Consider the following 16,837-nt stretch of genomic DNA (forward strand, 5'->3'; position numbering starts at 1 on the left):
AGTGGAGCCAGTCCCGGGCGCCCAGCTATTCCACGTCACTATTTTCGTATGGCTAGAACGGGCTTTTCCTGTAGAGTGGCACCGACTCTTGTTGCAACATAGGATTCCGATTAAGGATTATTGGTGCTATGGAAAATTCTACCGATATTGGCACGGCAGCGCCGAAGATGCGCTCGGCAGGGGAAATCAGAGGCGTGGATCTCGAACCGCTCACGAAGCATGCGCGTTTGGGCGACATGGCCTATGAGGCGATGAAAGATCGCCTTGTACGTGGCGCCTTTGAGCCAGGCCGCAAGCTGACGGTACGGGCGGTGGCCGATGCCCTGGGCGTGAGTTCCACGCCGGCGCGCGACGCATTGAACCGCTTTGCAGCCGAGGGTGCGCTTGTCTATTCCGGTCCCAAGACCGTCATCGTGCCTCATCTCACAATGGAAACGTTGGAGGAAGTCACTGCTATGCGGCTTGCTCTTGAGGGACTGGCGGCAGAACGCGGCGCGGCGCGAGCCCCTTCGAACCTGGCTAACGCCCTTGAGAAGATGCAGGCGAAGATCAATGAAGGCCTTGCAAACCGAAGCTATTCCGAAGTGCTCTGGACGAACAAGGAATTCCACTTCGCCCTCTATCGATGGTGCGAAATGCCGCACCTACTGTCCACGATCGAGACCCTATGGTTGCGAATAGGCCCGTCTTTCCACGATCTTTATCCTGAGTTCGCGATCCAGAAATACGGCGTGCACAACCACGAAGTCGTCATCGAGAGCCTTCGCGACGGCAACGTGGATGCCGTTCGGGCCGCGTTCGAGAACGACATTCGAGATGGTTATCGGCGCCTGAAGCAGGCAATTCGTGCTCGAGCAGGACAGGCTGAAGAAGGCTGAGTGGCCCCTTTGAATCAATCGTTCAATCACCTGCTCGTGGCGGGGCAGATGCGCGGGTAGTGCTCCAATGTTGCACCGGGCCTTTGTGCGCTTCCTCTGCGCCGTGCCCGGTGCCGTATCGTCGTTGGCCGCAGTCGGCGCAACAGCGTCCTCGCCTCCCAGGCCAAGCGCCAGTTGCTCGGCACATATCACCACCGCGCGCTCCGAGCGCGTCCCAAAAATCAGCATTTTCAGCATCGAGATTTCCGCGCGAAGAGCGTCATTCTCACCCTGCAAGGGCTCGTAGGCGGGTCTGGTCGGCAGACTAACGATAGAAGCCCCTTCTGGAATAAGGGAGGGGCGAGATGCCGACGGAACGGCTGACCATGCGCCGAATACGGGATGTTTTGCGATTGAAGTTTGGCCAAGGCCTGAGCGAGCGGGCGATTGCCGCGTCTCTCGGTCTCGGCAAGGGAAGCGTCGGCGCCTATGTCCTGCGGGCGCGGCAGGCCGGATTGGGCTGGCCCTTGCCGGGCGGTCTTGACGACGACGGTCTGGAGCTCCTTCTGTTTCCGGCGTCGCCGACGGTGCCGGATCCGGATCGCCCGATCCCGCGGCGATCCGGCGGCTGCTGGACGAGTTGAACATGCGCGTCATGCGCGGCTACGGCGCCAGCCGCACTGATCTCTTCGCCACGCTGGATCGGCCGCATCTGCAACCGCTGCCTGGGGCCCCCTATGTGTTTGCGCGCTGGAAGCGCTGCCGCGTCGCGCCTGATTACCACGTCGAGGTGGACAGTTCGTGGTATTCCGTCCCCTTCGGTCTGATCCGGCAGGAGGTGGATGTCCGGGTCTGCGGGGCCATCGTCGAGATATTCCATGGCGGCCGCCGGGTGGCCAGCCATCCCCGCTGCCCCGGACGGCGCAGCCATGTGACGCTGCCCGAGCACATGCCCTCGGCGCATCGCCGTCATGCCGAATGGACCCCGGCCCGGGTACTGGCGACAGCCGCAAGACTTGGCCCGTCCGTCATGGCCTTCTGCGAGACGGTGATGGCTGATCGTCCTCACCCGGAGCAAGGCTTCCGCACCTGCCTTGGTGTTCTGGCCCTGACCAGGAGCTATGATGTGGCGCGCCTCGATGCCGCCTGCCGGCGGGGGCTGTCGATCCGCGCGCGCTCCGTCGCTTCGATCCGCTCGATCCTTCAGACCGGTCTCGACCGGGCCTTCCTGGACGAGGCCCCCGAGGAGCGCCCTCTGCAACACGCCAATATCCGTGGCCAAGGTTACTATCATTAAAAGGAGACTGACCCTTGCTGACTCACCCCACCTCCGAGCAACTGATGACGCTCGGCCTGACTGGCATGGCCAAGGCGCTGGATGAACAGCGTCAGGCCCAGACCACCTTCGAGCCGCTCGGCTTCGAAGACCGGCTCGGCCTCCTGGTCGACCGTGAAGCCGCGGACCGCGACGCCAAGCGCCTGATCGCTCGGCTGAAGTTCGCAGCCCTCCGGCAGTCGGCCTGCGTCGAGGATCTCGATTTGCGCACCGCGCGCGGCATTGACCGCGCCGTTATGGCCGCCTGCGGCCGGCGCCTCCGTGTGCTCAACATCATCGACGACGTGACGCGCGAATGTCTGGCCGCGATTCCGGACACCTCGATCTCCGGCCGTCGGGTTGCTCGTGAACTGACGGAACTGATCGCCCAGCGCGGCAAGCCGGGCATGATCGTCTCCGACCACGGCACCGAGTTCACGTCGAACGCCATCCTCGCCTGGTCGAAGGATCACGCGATCGAATGGCACTACATCGCGCCGGGCAAGCCGATGCAGAATGGCTATGTCGAATCCTTCAACGGCCGGATGCGCGACGAGCTATTGAACGAGAGCCTGTTCTTCGGCCTCGACCACGCTCGAAGCGCCATCGCCGAATGGAGAGAGGACTTCAACACCGCCAGGCCACATTCCTCGCTCGGCTACCAGACCCCAGCAGCCTATGCCAAGGTCATCACCGCACCCGGCTTCGACGCTGTGCCGATCGAAGGCTCCGCGCCTCCGCCGGTTGCTCAACCCGCGCCACAAGGCGTAACAGAAACGGCCAAGGCTCTAATCGCCACTGGATGACACTTCAATGGCAGGTCAGCTGCACGAACATACGAACAGTCGTGGCCACGCCGCTTGCATTTGAACATAAGAGTTCCAATGAGACGAAAATCGCGCAGAGATTGGTGCGTATGGCGGTCGGTGCTTCGGATCGGTCAGTTGAAATATGCATGGTCGTCTCCACAGGGTGGTTCAGCAACCTCACTCTGTCAGAAAGCCGATCGCTTTCCACCGCCCATGGAATCTACAATCTCAGCCTGCGCGATCTGGAAGAGATGATGGCCGAACGCGGCCTGAGCGTCGACCATTCAACTGTGCATCGTTGGGTCGTGCGCTTCTCGCTTGAGCTGCTCGACCGATTCAACCGGCGCAAGAGGAGCGTCACTGGAAAGTGGCACATGGACGAGACCTACATCAAGGTTCGCGGCCAATGGATGTATCTCTATCGCGCCATCGACAGCCTTGGCGATACGGTCGAATTCTTCTTCAGCGAAAACCGTGACCTGCCGGCGGCGAAACGCTTCTTGCGGAAGGCCTTGCAGCGCCATGGCAGGCCGGACCGGATCGTCATCGACGGCAGCCAGACCAATCACGAGGCCATCCGATCTTGCGATCCTGAAAACCGCCTGCGAGATCGATCGCGACGAGCACTGAAGCCAATCAGAATCCGCAAGAGCCAGTATTTCAACATTTCAACAACCGCATCGAACAGGATCATCGGCGCATCAAGCGCCGCGTCCGGTCCATGCTCGGCTTCAAGTCAACGAAAACTGCCGAAATTATCCTCTCGGGCATCGAGATGGTTCATATGATGCGCAAACGACAGGCGAGGTTTGCCTACGATCCGACGCCCTCCATTGCCAGGCAGTTCGAAATCCTCGCCGCATGAGCGCCGCGTGACGCTCAACCTGCCTTTGCGACCTCAGCTAGAGTTTGCGACGGAACCAGTTCGGGAGGCGAGTTAGCGGCGCCGCGCTCAGCCGCCACACCCTCGAGCGCAAGCCGCATCGCCGTAACTTCTTCCAGTGCGTCAAATGTCAAATACGGGACGATGACGGTCTTAGGGCCTGAATAGACGAGCGCGCCCTCTGCCGCGAGGCGGTTCAGGGCGTCGCGCGCCGGCGTAGAGCCCACACCGAGGGCCTCTGCCACGGCACGCACCGTCAGCTTTCGTCCAGGCTGCGAAAGCACCTCGAATCAACCGATCGTTCATTGCCTCGTAGGCAAGATCGCCGAGGCGCACACTCTTCTCGAGTGGCGCAAGGTTCAATCCTGTGCGCGCCTCAGGAGCACCTCGTCCCCCTTGCTCCAGAAGAGCCTCTGGGGTGTCCTTCGTGCTGCTACCGTTTTCCATTGAGACCTCTGCGATTTTGTTGCCCTAAATTACACCTTTAGTCTGCAGCGAAAAGACCGAAGTTCCACGGGAAATGCTGAATGACCAATCGAACTCGACTGCACCTAGCGCATCAGAATCGATATGGGCGTACCTCCACCCGCGTCGCCAATGGGGTTCTCCGTCGTAAAGGGCCTTCACCGGTCCGCGCGATCCATCCGAAAGGGCCAGACGATATACGGGCCAAGACGAGTCTCTAGACCCGCGGCCTTATCGTCGTCCCTGCCAGTTGGGCGACTGACAGACCTGGGTAGGCACACCGTCGAGATCTCAGCAGTAGGCGATAGGGCGAAGCGGCGAGCCGGAACCGTGTTCTATGGGAAGAGGAAGGGCAACGAACAGGCAACGTCGCGAGACGAGCTCCAGATTTGCCACACATTCTAAGATCAGAATTCCGTTCGGGAGCCAATGCTGGTGATGCCCAGGCATCGCACCGATCGAAACGCCGTCGACTAGGGCCGCTTCGCACGCTGTCAGCTCCCACCGCTCGCACTCTCCGCTCCTTGAAAAGGAGGACGAGTTCTTCGTTCATACCGGGCGCATTTCGTGCGTACCATTGGGCTTGCGCGTCGCGACGCCAATGACGCTTAAGCCAGCCGAAGTTAACGAGCGCGATCTCCCCGCGACCCACCGAAACTCCATGTTGGCGCTCGCAGCTTTCAATGTCGGACGCCGTAAGGACATCGCCGGGGCCCCAATCGCGATCGGAAAAGTCGTAGACCACGGCCTCAGCTATCAAATGGTCGACGCCGAATGTCTCGTACGCCTCCGGCTAAGGCCGCCTTGCGCGAGCATGGCACGGTAGCGAAGCTGCGCTCTTAAGGTCGTCCTTACGAGCGTAGTTAGCAGCACAGCATGAGCCATGTGACGTTATTGACCGGGCCGGAGCGTCGTCGTCGTTGGAGTGAAGAGGATCAGTGCCGGATACTGGCCGCGGCATTCGCGCCCGGGGCCACAGTGGCGGCGGTGGCGCGTCAGTACGATGTCGCGACCAGCCTGATCTATAAGTGGCGCCGCACGGTGAGAGCCCGCGAGACGGGCTTTGCCGAAGTTGTCGTGGTTCCCGATGAGGTGCCGGCGGCATCCCCAGCGGTGATCGAGCTGGAGATCGCTGGCAAGGTGCGGCTGCGGATTCCGCTGACCACGCCGCCGACACTGGCGGCGGCGATGGTGAAGGCGCTGGGCGTTTCATGATCCCGGTTCCGAGCCAGGTGCGGATCTGGCTGGCGGTCGGCCGGACCGATATGCGTCGCGGGATGCAAGGCCTCGCTCTGCAGGTTCAGGAGACGTTGGGCCGGGATCCGCATGCCGGCGATCTTTATGTCTTCCGCGGCCGCAGCGGCAATCTGATCAAGATTATCTGGCATGATGGGCTCGGCATGTCGCTGTATGCAAAACGGCTCGAGAAGGGCCGGTTTCTATGGCCCTCGCCGGCGGACGGTACGGTTTCCATATCACCGGCGCAGCTCGCCTACATGCTCGACGGGATCGATTGGCGCAACCCGCGTCACACGTTCCGCCCCCAGCGCGCGGGCTGAGTTTTTCTTTGAGTTTGCGCCATTTTCCGCGAGTCAGCGGACGCGTTTTATGATTCACTCCAGAGCATGGTTGCCACCGCCCTGGATGCTGTTCCGGACGATATCGGCGCGCTGAGAGCAGCGCTGACCGCGGCGCTGGCCAGAGCCGAAGACGAGGCCGCGCGCGCTGCCTTGGTCGAGGCCGAACTGGCGGTCGCCAGGGCCAAGGCATCGGATGATGCGGCGCTGATCGCACATCAGGATCTGACGATCCGCAAGCTGCAGCGGGCGCTGCATGGTCAGAGTTCTGAACGTTCCGCCCGCCTGCACGACCAGATGGAGCTCACCTTCGAGGAACTCGAGAGCACGGCGACGGAAGACGAGATCGCCGCCGAACAGGCAGCGGCCCGGACCACCGAGGTGGCGCCTTATGTGCGCAAACGACCGGCGCGCCAGCCATTTCCTGAGCACCTGCCGCGCGAACGCGTGGTCGAGGCGGCGCCGACCGCTTGCCACTGCTGCGGCGGTCATCGGCTGCGCAAGCTGGGTGAGGATATCACCGAGACGCTGGAGGTGGTGCCGCGGCAATGGAAGGTGATCCAGCACGTGCGGGAGAAGTTCACCTGCCGCGACTGCGAGGCGATCAGCCAGGCTCCGGCGCCGTTCCACGCCACCCCGCGCGGCTGGGCCGGTCCTGGCCTGCTGGCGATGATCCTGTTCGAGAAGTTCGGACAGCATCAGCCGCTCAACCGCCAGGCTGAACGCTATGCCCGCGAAGGCGTGCCGCTCAGCCTGTCGACGCTCGCCGACCAGGTCGGCGCCGGCGCCGCGGCGCTGATGCCGCTGTTCAAGCGCCTCGAAGCCCATGTGCTGGCCGCTTCACGTCTGCACGGCGACGATACGACGGTTCCGGTCCTGGCCAAGGGCAAGACCGATACCGGCCGATTATGGACTTATGTGCGCGATGACCGACCGTTCGGCGGCGCCGATCCGCCGGCGGTGGTGTTCTACTATTCCCGCGATCGCCGAGGCGAACATCCCGCAGCGCATCTCGCCGGCTGGAGCGGCATTTTGCAGGCCGATGCCTATGGCGGTTATGGCGATCTCTATGCGACGGGCCGTCAGCCGGCGCCTGTTCTGGAAGCCAGCTGCTGGGCCCACAGCCGGCGCAAAGTGTTCGAGCTGGCCGATATCGAAGCGGCGGCGCGCAAGACGGCGCGCGGCGAGAAGCCCAACCTGGTCTATCCGTTAGCGGTTGAAGCCGTGAAGCGCATCGATGCCCTGTTCGATATCGAACGCGAGATCAATGGCCTGTCGCCAGGCCAACGCCACGCCGTGCGCCAAGAGCGGAGCGCGCCGCTGGTCACCGAGCTCGAGCGCTGGATGATCGAGACGCGCGACAAGCTCTCGCGCGGACACGATCTGACCAAGGCCTTCAACTACATGCTGCGCCGCTGGTCATCCTTCACCCGGTTCCTCGGCGATGGGCGCATTTGCCTATCGAACAATGCAGCCGAGCGAGCCCTGCGCGGCATCGCTCTCGGCAGAAAGTCCTGGCTGTTCTGCGGTTCCGATCGCGGCGGACAGCGCGCTGCCGTTCTCTACAGCCTGATCGTCAGCGCCAAGTTGAATGACGTCGACCCTCAGGCCTGGCTCGCCGATGTCCTGGCGCGCATCGCAGCCCACCCAGCACAGCGGATCGATGAGCTCCTCCCTTGGAACTGGCGCCGCGAGGGCCTCGACGCCGCGGCCGCCTGATATGCACATCAATAAAGTCTGCCGCGTCACCACGATCGCCCGCGTTGCCGCGGAGCTCGGCGAAGACGAAAAATGGCTCTCGGATATCGCCGGCGAGATGGAGCCCGAAGACGGATTAATCTGGGTCTATGGTCCGGGCGACGAAGAGACGATTGCCTTCACCGACTTCGGCATCGAGCAGTTGCAGGAACTCATCGCAATCCATCGCGATCAGACCGACTGATCATTATTCCCGGTGAAGCCAAAACCTCTGCGGTGTTCACCGGATGGCTACAATGTCTCGATGGTTTGGTTCATCTTATCAGCGACCGTGTGCGCTGGCGCATCAACGTGGCAACCGATGTGCTCGGGCATGCTTAGAGTCTGACAATAATAGCCAGCAGCCTCGTGGACTATGGTCGGATCGATAATGAGATGGGGATGCGACGGCCATCGGGGAACCCCCGGCCTAGCGTCGGTGCAAGATCGATCGCTCGAAGTGAACGAAGGTGCTGGGCAGCAAGCCGAATTGGCTCAAACCTAGGACCGGAATTCGACGGTATTAAGTGGGTCACGTAACTCGCCCCTGGTACTTTGGGCCAGGCTGCCCTGGTGACGATTTTCCGGCTAAAGAACAGTCGTTCATCCGGACATCCAACATGCCAGGTTCCGCGAGCAGATCATCCCTATGCGACGCATACAGGGGGCGCTTATGCCGCTGCAAAGCCAACTCCTCGTATTCGGCCCCAGACCGCGTGCCGTTCACGGAATCAACCATCCGCGCGAAGAATCTGGCTAAGGAACAGCTTGGTTCTCTCGTGCTGTGGGTTGGCGAAGAAGTCGGATGGCTTACCTTCCTCGATAATTCGACCCTGATCCATGAAGATGACCCGGTCCGCCACGGCGCGGGCGAAACCCATCTCATGGGTAACACAGACCATGGTCATCCCGTCGCGGGCAAGGCCTGTCATGGTTTCGAGCACTTCGGAGACCATTTCTGGATCGAGCGAAGAGGTCGGTTCATCAAAGAGCATGACTGCAGGCTCCATGCAGAGAGAGCGCGCGATCGCCACGCGCTGCTGCTGTCCCCCGGAAAGCTGAGCCGGATATTTGTTCGCCTGTTCGGGAATGCGCACGCGCTCAAGAAAACGCAGGGCGAGATTCCTGGCTTCAGTCTCGGGCACGCCCTTGATCCACATTGGAGCGGCCATGCAGTTCATAAGCACGGTCATATGCGGGAAGAGGTTGAAGTGCTGAAAGACCATGCCGACGTTCTTTCGCACCTCGGCCACGTTGCGCATCTTGGGATGCAACAAGATTCCGTTGACCGATATCTCACCCTCTTGGTGTGCCTCGAGTCGATTGAAGCAGCGGATTAGGGTCGACTTTCCAGACCCGGATGGGCCACAGATCACGATGCGTTCGCCCTTGTGGACGGTAAGATTGATGTCGGTCAACGCCCTGAATGAGCCGTACCACTTGGATACGTTCTTAGCCTCGATGATCTTCTCCTTCACTGCCGGAAGCTCTTCCGTGGGCAAGGGCTGACCGGCAATCGACGCCGGAGGTGAGTCCATAGCGGCATCAATAGGCCCGAATGGGGTAGCGGTGTCGTGTGATTTATCCATTTCATCGTTGACGCTCACCGCACCTTGCTCCTGCCGTAGTGGCGCTCGATCCGAGCCTGAATGACCTCTAGGACGATTGATACTACCCAATAGATGAGGGCAGCCGATATCAGCATCTCGAGGTAGCGAAACTGGGGTTGGCCAATGGTGCGAGCAAGAAAGGTTAGTTCCCAAACACCCAAGACGGAAACGAGCGAACTGTCCTTGAGCATTGCAATAAACGTGTTTCCCATCGGGGGTATGATCACCGGCAGCGCCTGCGGCAGGATTATCTTGCGTATTGTCAATCCGAAGCCGAACCCCATCGACCTAGACGCTTCCCATTGGCCGCGATCGATACTCTGAATGCCGGCGCGAAAAATCTCGGTCATGTATGCGCCCACACAAAGCGAAAGTGCCAACACGCCTGAAGGTACGGCATCAAGGACGATCCCCAGTTGCGGAAGGCCGAGGTAGATGAGGTAGATTTGCATGAGCAGTGGCAGGCCACGAAAGAACGAGGTGTAGAAGCTGGCGACAGCGTAGGCGAAGCCGTTACTCGAGAGCTTCGCGACGGCGCCGATCATCGCAAGGATTGAAGCAAACACGAGTGAGATCGCCGAAACGTAGATTGTGGTAACCAAGCCTTGGGTAATCATATAGGGCAGGTTGTGCCAAATGAACGGCAAGCTAAGGTCGAACGACAGGAAGAACGCCAAGAAAACCAGGAGAAGTTCCAGCCACACGACGGCGATCTGCACCCGCAGCGGCGCAAAACCGAGCAACGCAACGTTTGCGCAGAAGATCACCGCAATCACGAAGGCAATCGCGAAGCGCCCGTAAAGGCCACTGAGCTGCGGATCTCCGATTACTGGTCGCATGAGCTCCCCCAAGGGGGTGCTGGTAAAATTGAACGCCAGAGAAGCCAAGAGCACGACCGCGAAGATCGAAGCTACGAACCAAGGCTTGTGGACGAGAACGTCGGCCTCGACTGTGTCCCGATAGAGCATGAGCGAACCTTCAAGAAAAGAAGTGACCCCGAACGTTCGGGATCAGTTCCGCTGCAGATGTGTTATTGTTCAGTGCTGGCGTCGTGCCCGTACCACTTGATAGCCAACTTGGAGAGCGTGCCATCATCTCTCATCTTCTGAATCGCCGCAGCGATCTTGTCGCTAAATTCCTTGTCGCCAGGGAGAACGGCCAATGCACCCGGGACGAAGAACAGCGGATCGCCGAGTTGATGGACTGGAAATCCGGATTCGATCGCCCCCTCTGCGGTACTCCCGCCAGTGATGTAGGCGTTAAGACGGACGCCGTCGCCAAGCCGCAGGTCGGCCATTGAGATGTTGCCGCTCTCGTAAAGCTTCACGGTACCTGGGGTGAACTGATACTCAACTGGCTTGGCACCCGGCCAGTCTGGAGTCAGTGTCTGATTTGCGTACTTCTCAGCCGGTCCATTTGCGTCGGCGCCAATGACCTTTCCGTTGAGATCAGAGAGTTTCTCCGCCTTGCTGTCATTGGGGACTAGCACCACGTACTTCCCGTAAAAGTATATCGCGGGGAAGTCGAACAGGTCAGTTCGGGCTTTCGTCGGCACCATTTCGCCCGCGGCGAGATCCCAACGGCCTTCCCACTTACCGGATACAATGACACCCCACTCCGGCGTGACGAATTTGGCCTCCACACCCAGGTAGTCTGCGACCCCCTTAGCGACGTCGATATCGTAACCCTCAAGCTCATGCTTGTCGTTCAATCGCGACTCGACGCCCCAATCCACTCCGGCTGCCACCGTCAGCGTCTTTGTTTCGAGTACGCGATCGAGCACTTCGCCGGCGTTGGCCGCGGTCACCGAAGCCGCAGAAACAACTACCAGCGAGGCTGCGATCATCGTCATTAGCTTGTTCATTGATTGTCCCTCCATGAGTGTAGCGTTCAGTCGTTGGCATGATTTCTCGATTGCTTGTCGTTCCATCATCTCGTCCAACCAACGCGCAGGTGCTGACCACGAGCGGTCCTCGCCTGCGCGTTGGAAAGTAGGTGGATATCGAAATCCCGTCGCAGAACCATGTTGCATCAAACGCCAAAATACCAAGATCTGTCAAGATAATAGTTTTCCCCGGGAAGGCCTAGGCCAGCTGGGGGTCTTGGTGGACACCGAAGTGCCGCGGACCGATTTTGTTGCAACAGACATGTACATTCAAGGACGCGGAGCATTGCGCCGAGTGTCGCACTGCATTTAAATGTAGGATTGCGCCGAGTTACCGCGACCACTGCACCTAATCATGAGATTCAATGCCCCTGAGTCTCAATTCACCTGCAGTGGCTGAGAGTACAGGCCTGCGCCGATTGCAGCGAATCGCGTGTAATGGGGCCGAGCGTTTGACGCTTGAGTTCTGAGACTAACGTGGGCCCTGCTCGATAGACGATTGAGATACCAGCGAGCAGCGCCATGCGAAGTCCGATAGGCAAGATCGGTCTTGCAATCCTAGGTCTTGGGAGACCCCGTTCGGCTACAAGCTCATCGAAACCTTGAACGACGGCGCCAAGGATGGTGGAGTTGCCTGTCGATGCCTTATGACGGGAGGGCTTTGGGCATCGTCTGATGAGCAGTAATCGGGCGATATCGATTGGCAATACCCCACCGACAGATGCTCCCCTCAGCGACTCATCGATGAGTTCCTCGCCATGGATGGCATCTACCCAAAGATCCTCGAACGGCGATAAGCTGCTTGTGGGGGCAGATGCTCCCTCCTTCTTATCTTGCTGCCGTTGCCTGCAAACTGGACAGGTTATTCGCCAACCCTCGATCCAGCTTCGCTGTACCGCAGTTGCGGCTCCTCGCAAGCTGTTTTGCTCGGAGCATGCGATGCAGCATTGAATGGCGCGCGGCGCGACGAACCGCGCTGCCGATTGTGGGAACCCCGACGTGGTCATTGCCAAGATTGTCGAAGATTGGGATCGAAACAGCCTCGCAATGTGAACGGCGGCGGTTGGCCTCAGGTTTGTATCGGCTTGCCACAAAGATGTTGCGTCCGGAATGGCATGGCGAAGCATCGTGAGCGGTGGGACGCCATAGAAATCGGCATGGCGCGTGATCCACACGACAGGAGCTCATCTGGGACGGGTTTGAGAATGACTGAAAGCGGCCTTGTGCCCGCTGAGCTCTCGGATCATGCGTACGCTGTTTCGGCGCTAATTGGCGGCCGCCAACTTTCCACTGCTTCATCGGTGATATGCTCTAAGCCGCTCTCGATCGACTCGGCTGCCAGGCTCGTGATCGCTTGGAAAATATTTGCTGTGATGCCGCCGCTGATCTGCAAAATTCGGCGTAGAGATTTCGGCGTCAGCACCGTGGCCGGAGAAGCGGCATATTCCGCAAAATGGACGAAACTAGGGCTTCGAACTGCTCGTTGGCCGCCCACTTATTCAAGGTCAGCTCGCCGAATCGGCGTGCAAGCTGTACGTCACCACTTATCGCTTCGCGCGCTTCGATTACGCCGAAGCAAACGAGGGAGATCTGAAGCCGATTGCTGAGAAATCGCAGCGTGTTCAGCACGACCCGCTGTTCGCGGTACGAGCCGGCGAGAATGTTATGTACTTCATCGATCACAAGAACGTGGACGCCGACCGTTTTCAGAAGCCGCAACGCCGCTTGCTCCATTTGCACGATGTCGGCGCGGGGTGCTTGTGGCGCGCCAAGCGCAGCCATGATCCCGGCATATAAACGGCGCTCACCTGGCTTCCCGGTCATCTCGATTGCCAGGACCGGTATAGCCTGTACGCCGGTCGTCGGATCAAATCGGGAGGGGTTGTTGTCGCAGAATTTTTCCAGGATCATTGTCTTGCCCATGCCACTGTCGCCGTAGATGGCCACCGAGGGCATGCGCGTGCCGCGAGGATGGTCGACCAGCAGGTTGAGACGATCGAGCGCCTGCTTGGCCCGCGGATAAAAAATCCAGCGGCGAGCCTGAATTGCGCCAACTCGCACGATATCAGGCTCGCCTAGGAGGTCTTTGGCGGCCTGCGTCAGATGGACATTATCCGTGCTCAAAGGCGCTCAATCCAGATCTTCAACGGAGGGGACAGGCTTGCTTGAATCGACGCCTCGAAGCGAGCCCACTTCATCGTCATCCACATTCGTTTTCGCAAGCCGCAGGCGCCCTTGAGTCTTGTGTTTCGCCTCCTCGATCAGTTCGCGCTGCGAAAGCGCGGTACGAACAAGGACGTGCATGTCAATTTCGCGTTTGCCCTGAGCGTTGAGTTTGCGCCGGGCAGCCTGCGCCTCCCACAGCGTAATGGGCGCGAGTGTCACATCGGCATAGCGAGCCTCAACAAAGCTGCCGGAGTGACGCCTAACAAAAACGCGCGACAAATCGCGGGGGTCGTATTTCACAATCAGGCGGGCCTTGGCCCTTCCGATATCGGCGGCCAGGGCGGGAGACCAGTAGCGAATGTTGAAAAGATGGATGCCGGTCGGGCGCAACGTTCTCTCTGCCTCCGGCAGGAAGGAGATCCAGAATTGCATTCGATCGTTCGGCAGGCGCAACACCAACTCGCTCTCCTGCTGCCGCCAGACAGCAATCGGTGGCCGACGGAGCGCGCCATGGATAGCATGATGGTATTGCCCAACGATCTCGAGTGCGATGTAGCGCTCAAGCTCTCGAAGCGTCAGTGTCGCATGGCGTTTGGCATCATGCTCGCGCCGTTCCTCGATGTTGCTCGAGGTCGATCCTGGCAGCAGGTGAACCGCGCCCATCTGCGTGCCAATCAACCGTTCGATGTGGCCGCCGAAATGGGGCGTCCCCGGCGGACGCCAATCGATCTGTATGCCGTTGTCCCGGCAAGCACGTTCGAATGCATGACTACGAAAATTCGCGCCGTTGTCGACATGTATCGTTCCCGGTAAGCCGGCCACTGGCCACGCTTCATCGATACCCCTCTCCTGCAACCATGGCGTCTTGTCGAATACTGAGTGCAGTACGCAGAGGCTTGTCGATAGTCGCGAGGGCGCCTCCATGGTCAGATAGAGGCCAGTCACCATCCGAGAAAAGACGTCCAATGCTAGCGTCAGCCAGGGCCGTCCGCGGGGCAGACGCGTTTCTTCGTCGACTACGAAAACGTCAACTTTGGTGTGATCGATTTGCACAAGCTCAAGCGGCCGCGACGCCGAAAGGGCACCCGGCGTGGCCGTTGTAGCTTTGACGACCTCGCTCTCGCCGCGCTTACGCCCCCTCACCCGCAGATCCACCTCTTCAACCCGGGATTTGATGGTGCGCCAGTTTGGTGGAGCAAGGCCGGCCGCTGCGCAGGCGATTTGGACCTGGCGAACCAACTGCGCGAAGGACGGGCGTGTCGGCTTGAGATAAAAGCCTTCAATCGTTCGTCGCACGAGGGCTTCTCGATCTTTGTCGAGGCCGCCATGTCCTTGGCGCCGACCGCGGTTGCGGTACATCAATGAACTTACAGTGCCACCCGCTCGAAACAGCTTGATCATCCTATAGAGAGTGGCCCGGCTGAGATCCAGTTCCCACGCCAGATCCGCTACAGCCTGCCCGCTCAGATCTTTTGGATCGCGCTCCAAGAGCTTGCGGATTGCCTCTTCGCGCCGGCACGCCTCGGTCCAACGCGCGCGCTCTCCGTAATCATCATTGGTGTCGTCGCCCATGCCGCCTGCGAACAATTCAAGCTAACGTTAGACCGTCTAAATCTCACATTAACTGCAGCGAGCCAAGCGCGAATCTCAATTTAAATGCAAATTCTCAATTTAAATACAAAGCTAAGGGATTGATATCATTAGGCGAGAAGTCTCACCTTTAAATACAGGCGACGAAAGAGCGCAAGACCCAAGCCTATTATCACAACGATCTGGTGAAGGGCGTCGTGAAGGCACAACCGGTTGCCGCTCTTGACGGGTTTTTTGATGACGATGCGGCGCTGCGCAAAACCGGCGTGCGAGCTATCGAGGATATAACGCACATGCATGGCAATCCGATGGATTCCGTGCCGGAAGATATCCTCGTTGCATGGTGCGAAGCCGATCCCGCAAGTCGTTATCCTGTTGCCGCCGCAACAATCACGCTGTTCCGCAGGCCGGAGGAAAAAGCCCCGCGGCAATGGACACCTGCGGCGCGGCTGGTTCTGGAGAAAGCGCCTAACCGCGTGCAGATCCTGGCCGAATTTCTTCGGCGATTCCGGCCACGGACGTGGAGCGGCTCGCGCGCCGCGATCATCGAGTCGAACGCGCGCATGCTGGATGAGTTGGATTTTGGCGGTGACGCCGCCGCGATCAGCTTTGTCGAACAAGCAAAGAAGGGCCTTACGGAGGCAGTTGCCGAGGAACAGCGGTGGGAGACACAGCGCGACCGCAGCCGAGACGAGCGTTTCGAATAGCGATGCTTGGATCGCCAGCAAGAATGAGTATGGCGCGTCTGACCAGGTCGGACCGGGCTCGGCGTCGGAGAAATCATGAAGATAGCCCCACCCCTGTCGCAGCCACGGCCAGCAGTAGGCGACGATACCTTCGGCAACCGATACGCGCTTGTGCGTCCCCTTAGAGCGGCTCTCCATTTTCGTGCGTGGCTCTCGCTTGGGAACTTCGGGCACCGCCGCGGCGATCGGGGCGGTTGTCAAGAACCGACCGGGGCACCACGCCCAGCAGAGCGATGTCGAAAGGGATATCGGCGCCTACGCTCCTGAGAGTACGTTCCCAGAGGTTGACCGGCTTACCATGGCTTGAACGCTCGGCCCGGAACCACGTCTGTCCGAAATATGCCTACAAATTGCGGGCAAGAACGGCACCAAAGAGTTCCTGCCGCTGGGTGCTGGAACAGTCAGCCTATTGGGAAGCCTAGGATGCGCAACGGCTAGCGGCTGCTTCACGGCAGCCGGTAGCTAATCCTCGATCTCGACGTCGGCGTTTTGATTGTCGGACAAAAAGTCGGGCACTATGTCACCGGCTAGCAGCTTCTCCTTCGACAGCAGCCCGGCGTCCTCGAGCGCCTCGAAATCCGGCAGGTCCCGCAGCGTGTCGAGCCCGAACTCGAGCAGGAATTCTTTCGTCGTGACATAGGTGTAGGGCGCGCCAGGAGTCGGGCTGCGCGGACCGGACGCGATGAAGCCGGCGCCGCGCAGGTGGCCGATCAGGTCGCGCGAAACTTCCTTGCCGAAAAACGACGACAGTTCTCCGTGCGTAATCGGCTGGAAATAAGCGATGCACATCAGTACCAGCACGTCTGACTGGGTCAGGTCCACGGCACGCCCACCGCCGCCGACGGCTGTGCCAAATGCACTCCGGATGGCGTCGGCATAGGCCGGCCGGGTCAGGTGCTTCCAGCCCCCGGCGACGGCGACCAGGTCGTAAGGCCGGCCACGTAGCTCTTCGCGGATGTCATCGATGAGAAGATCAATGCTGCAGCTTTTCCCGACGATGCGGGCGAGCATTTCGCGGTCGACCGGTTCGCTGGCGGCGAAGATCGTTGCTTCGACTCGGTGCATCCATTCACGCCAACGCGCTTCCGGCGGCAGATGATCCAGTTCCCGGTCAAACAGCTGGTCAGCTGATCGCCGTTCGCCCGATCGATGCTCATCTGACCGGCTCCCTCCTCGCCTACGTGCACTCTCCGCCAT

The 16,837-nt window shown here is 60.0% G+C and carries 13 protein-coding genes and 7 pseudogenes; 10 read left to right on the top strand and 10 right to left on the bottom strand.

All coding sequences use genetic code 11. The features are described from left to right. Positions 1 to 167 precede the first annotated feature (167 nt). The gene (locus AC1RZR_RS35785; RefSeq protein ID WP_481829609.1) at positions 168 to 878 is read left to right on the top strand and encodes a GntR family transcriptional regulator; all 711 of its coding nucleotides are present in this window, start codon (positions 168 to 170) and stop codon (positions 876 to 878) included. Between the two features lie 45 nt (positions 879 to 923). Here the strand turns inward: AC1RZR_RS35785 and AC1RZR_RS35790 are convergent. Then, positions 924 to 1,514: pseudogene (locus tag AC1RZR_RS35790) on the bottom strand (transposase domain-containing protein); the annotation flags it as partial. Here AC1RZR_RS35790 and AC1RZR_RS35795 point away from each other — a divergent pair. The 4 pseudogenes from AC1RZR_RS35795 to AC1RZR_RS35810 all read left to right on the top strand — a co-directional run. Then, positions 1,471 to 2,154: pseudogene (locus AC1RZR_RS35795) on the top strand (Mu transposase domain-containing protein); the annotation flags it as partial. The pseudogenes AC1RZR_RS35790 and AC1RZR_RS35795 overlap by 44 nt on opposite strands. Before the next feature lie 44 nt (positions 2,155 to 2,198). Next, positions 2,199 to 2,423, top strand: a pseudogene (locus AC1RZR_RS35800) (ATP-binding protein); the annotation flags it as partial. A gap of 12 nt (positions 2,424 to 2,435) precedes the next feature. Then, positions 2,436 to 2,978, top strand: a pseudogene (locus tag AC1RZR_RS35805) (integrase core domain-containing protein); the annotation flags it as partial. 224 nt (positions 2,979 to 3,202) lie between these two features. Next, positions 3,203 to 3,846: pseudogene (locus tag AC1RZR_RS35810) on the top strand (IS6 family transposase); the annotation flags it as partial. Between the two features lie 14 nt (positions 3,847 to 3,860). Here the strand turns inward: AC1RZR_RS35810 and AC1RZR_RS35815 are convergent. Continuing rightward, positions 3,861 to 4,148 (bottom strand): GntR family transcriptional regulator, encoded by a 288-nt coding sequence (locus AC1RZR_RS35815; RefSeq protein ID WP_481829333.1) that lies wholly within the window; start codon positions 4,146 to 4,148, stop codon positions 3,861 to 3,863. Between the two features lie 398 nt (positions 4,149 to 4,546). Continuing rightward, positions 4,547 to 5,092 (bottom strand): annotated as a pseudogene (locus AC1RZR_RS35820) (cyclase family protein); the annotation flags it as partial. A 113-nt stretch (positions 5,093 to 5,205) separates the two neighbouring features. Between AC1RZR_RS35820 and tnpA the strand changes: the two are divergent. From tnpA to AC1RZR_RS35840, 4 genes are all read left to right on the top strand, one after another. Continuing rightward, positions 5,206 to 5,544 (top strand): IS66-like element accessory protein TnpA, encoded by a 339-nt coding sequence (gene tnpA, locus AC1RZR_RS35825; RefSeq protein ID WP_481826261.1) that lies wholly within the window; start codon positions 5,206 to 5,208, stop codon positions 5,542 to 5,544. Continuing rightward, positions 5,541 to 5,888 (top strand): IS66 family insertion sequence element accessory protein TnpB, encoded by a 348-nt coding sequence (gene tnpB, locus AC1RZR_RS35830; protein ID WP_006201720.1) that lies wholly within the window; start codon positions 5,541 to 5,543, stop codon positions 5,886 to 5,888. Before tnpA ends, tnpB begins: the two co-directional genes overlap by 4 nt. A gap of 66 nt (positions 5,889 to 5,954) precedes the next feature. After that, positions 5,955 to 7,625, top strand: a complete 1,671-nt coding sequence (gene tnpC / locus AC1RZR_RS35835; RefSeq protein WP_481826260.1) for an IS66 family transposase — start codon at positions 5,955 to 5,957, stop codon at positions 7,623 to 7,625. 1 nt (position 7,626) lies between these two features. Continuing rightward, positions 7,627 to 7,848: a hypothetical protein gene (locus tag AC1RZR_RS35840; RefSeq protein ID WP_481826259.1), complete on the top strand. Its 222-nt coding sequence runs from the start codon at positions 7,627 to 7,629 to the stop codon at positions 7,846 to 7,848. Between the two features lie 47 nt (positions 7,849 to 7,895). Here the strand turns inward: AC1RZR_RS35840 and AC1RZR_RS35845 are convergent. From AC1RZR_RS35845 to AC1RZR_RS35870, 6 genes and pseudogenes are all read right to left on the bottom strand, one after another. Beyond that, positions 7,896 to 8,060 (bottom strand): annotated as a pseudogene (locus AC1RZR_RS35845) (cyclase family protein); the annotation flags it as partial. A gap of 314 nt (positions 8,061 to 8,374) precedes the next feature. Further along, positions 8,375 to 9,181, bottom strand: coding sequence for an amino acid ABC transporter ATP-binding protein (locus AC1RZR_RS35850; protein WP_481829610.1), 807 nt, complete (start codon positions 9,179 to 9,181; stop codon positions 8,375 to 8,377). 65 nt (positions 9,182 to 9,246) lie between these two features. Then, the gene (locus AC1RZR_RS35855; RefSeq protein WP_481829334.1) at positions 9,247 to 10,221 is read right to left on the bottom strand and encodes an amino acid ABC transporter permease; all 975 of its coding nucleotides are present in this window, start codon (positions 10,219 to 10,221) and stop codon (positions 9,247 to 9,249) included. Between the two features lie 62 nt (positions 10,222 to 10,283). Beyond that, positions 10,284 to 11,117, bottom strand: a complete 834-nt coding sequence (locus tag AC1RZR_RS35860; protein WP_481829335.1) for a transporter substrate-binding domain-containing protein — start codon at positions 11,115 to 11,117, stop codon at positions 10,284 to 10,286. Positions 11,118 to 12,554: 1,437 nt separating this feature from the next. Continuing rightward, on the bottom strand, positions 12,555 to 13,262 hold the full coding sequence (locus tag AC1RZR_RS35865; RefSeq protein WP_481829336.1) for a TniB family NTP-binding protein: 708 nt from the start codon (positions 13,260 to 13,262) through the stop codon (positions 12,555 to 12,557). A gap of 6 nt (positions 13,263 to 13,268) precedes the next feature. Continuing rightward, positions 13,269 to 14,876 carry a transposase gene (locus tag AC1RZR_RS35870; RefSeq protein WP_481829337.1) on the bottom strand — a complete coding sequence of 536 codons (1,608 nt, stop codon included), beginning with the start codon at positions 14,874 to 14,876 and terminating at the stop codon, positions 13,269 to 13,271. A 215-nt stretch (positions 14,877 to 15,091) separates the two neighbouring features. Between AC1RZR_RS35870 and AC1RZR_RS35875 the strand changes: the two genes are divergently transcribed. After that, complete coding sequence (locus tag AC1RZR_RS35875) at positions 15,092 to 15,601, top strand: hypothetical protein (protein ID WP_481829338.1); 510 nt, start codon at positions 15,092 to 15,094, stop codon at positions 15,599 to 15,601. Positions 15,602 to 16,102: 501 nt separating this feature from the next. Here AC1RZR_RS35875 and scpB read toward each other — a convergent pair. After that, positions 16,103 to 16,837, bottom strand: a complete 735-nt coding sequence (gene scpB / locus AC1RZR_RS35880) for an SMC-Scp complex subunit ScpB (protein ID WP_481829339.1) — start codon at positions 16,835 to 16,837, stop codon at positions 16,103 to 16,105.

This window comes from Mesorhizobium bavaricum, from assembly GCF_056781655.1.

Bases quoted from the DNA above. Each gene is read 5' to 3' on its own strand.
- AC1RZR_RS35785 (WP_481829609.1), top strand. From the start codon at position 168: ATGCGCTCGGCAGGGGAAATCAGAGGCGTGGATCTCGAACCGCTCACG.
- tnpA (WP_481826261.1), top strand. From the start codon at position 5,206: ATGAGCCATGTGACGTTATTGACCGGGCCGGAGCGTCGTCGTCGTTGG.
- tnpB (WP_006201720.1), top strand. From the start codon at position 5,541: ATGATCCCGGTTCCGAGCCAGGTGCGGATCTGGCTGGCGGTCGGCCGG.
- tnpC (WP_481826260.1), top strand. From the start codon at position 5,955: ATGGTTGCCACCGCCCTGGATGCTGTTCCGGACGATATCGGCGCGCTG.
- AC1RZR_RS35840 (WP_481826259.1), top strand. From the start codon at position 7,627: ATGCACATCAATAAAGTCTGCCGCGTCACCACGATCGCCCGCGTTGCC.
- AC1RZR_RS35850 (WP_481829610.1), bottom strand. From the start codon at position 9,181: ATGGACTCACCTCCGGCGTCGATTGCCGGTCAGCCCTTGCCCACGGAA.
- AC1RZR_RS35855 (WP_481829334.1), bottom strand. From the start codon at position 10,221: ATGCTCTATCGGGACACAGTCGAGGCCGACGTTCTCGTCCACAAGCCT.
- AC1RZR_RS35860 (WP_481829335.1), bottom strand. From the start codon at position 11,117: ATGAACAAGCTAATGACGATGATCGCAGCCTCGCTGGTAGTTGTTTCT.
- AC1RZR_RS35870 (WP_481829337.1), bottom strand. From the start codon at position 14,876: ATGGGCGACGACACCAATGATGATTACGGAGAGCGCGCGCGTTGGACC.
- scpB (WP_481829339.1), bottom strand. From the start codon at position 16,837: ATGGCGGAGAGTGCACGTAGGCGAGGAGGGAGCCGGTCAGATGAGCAT.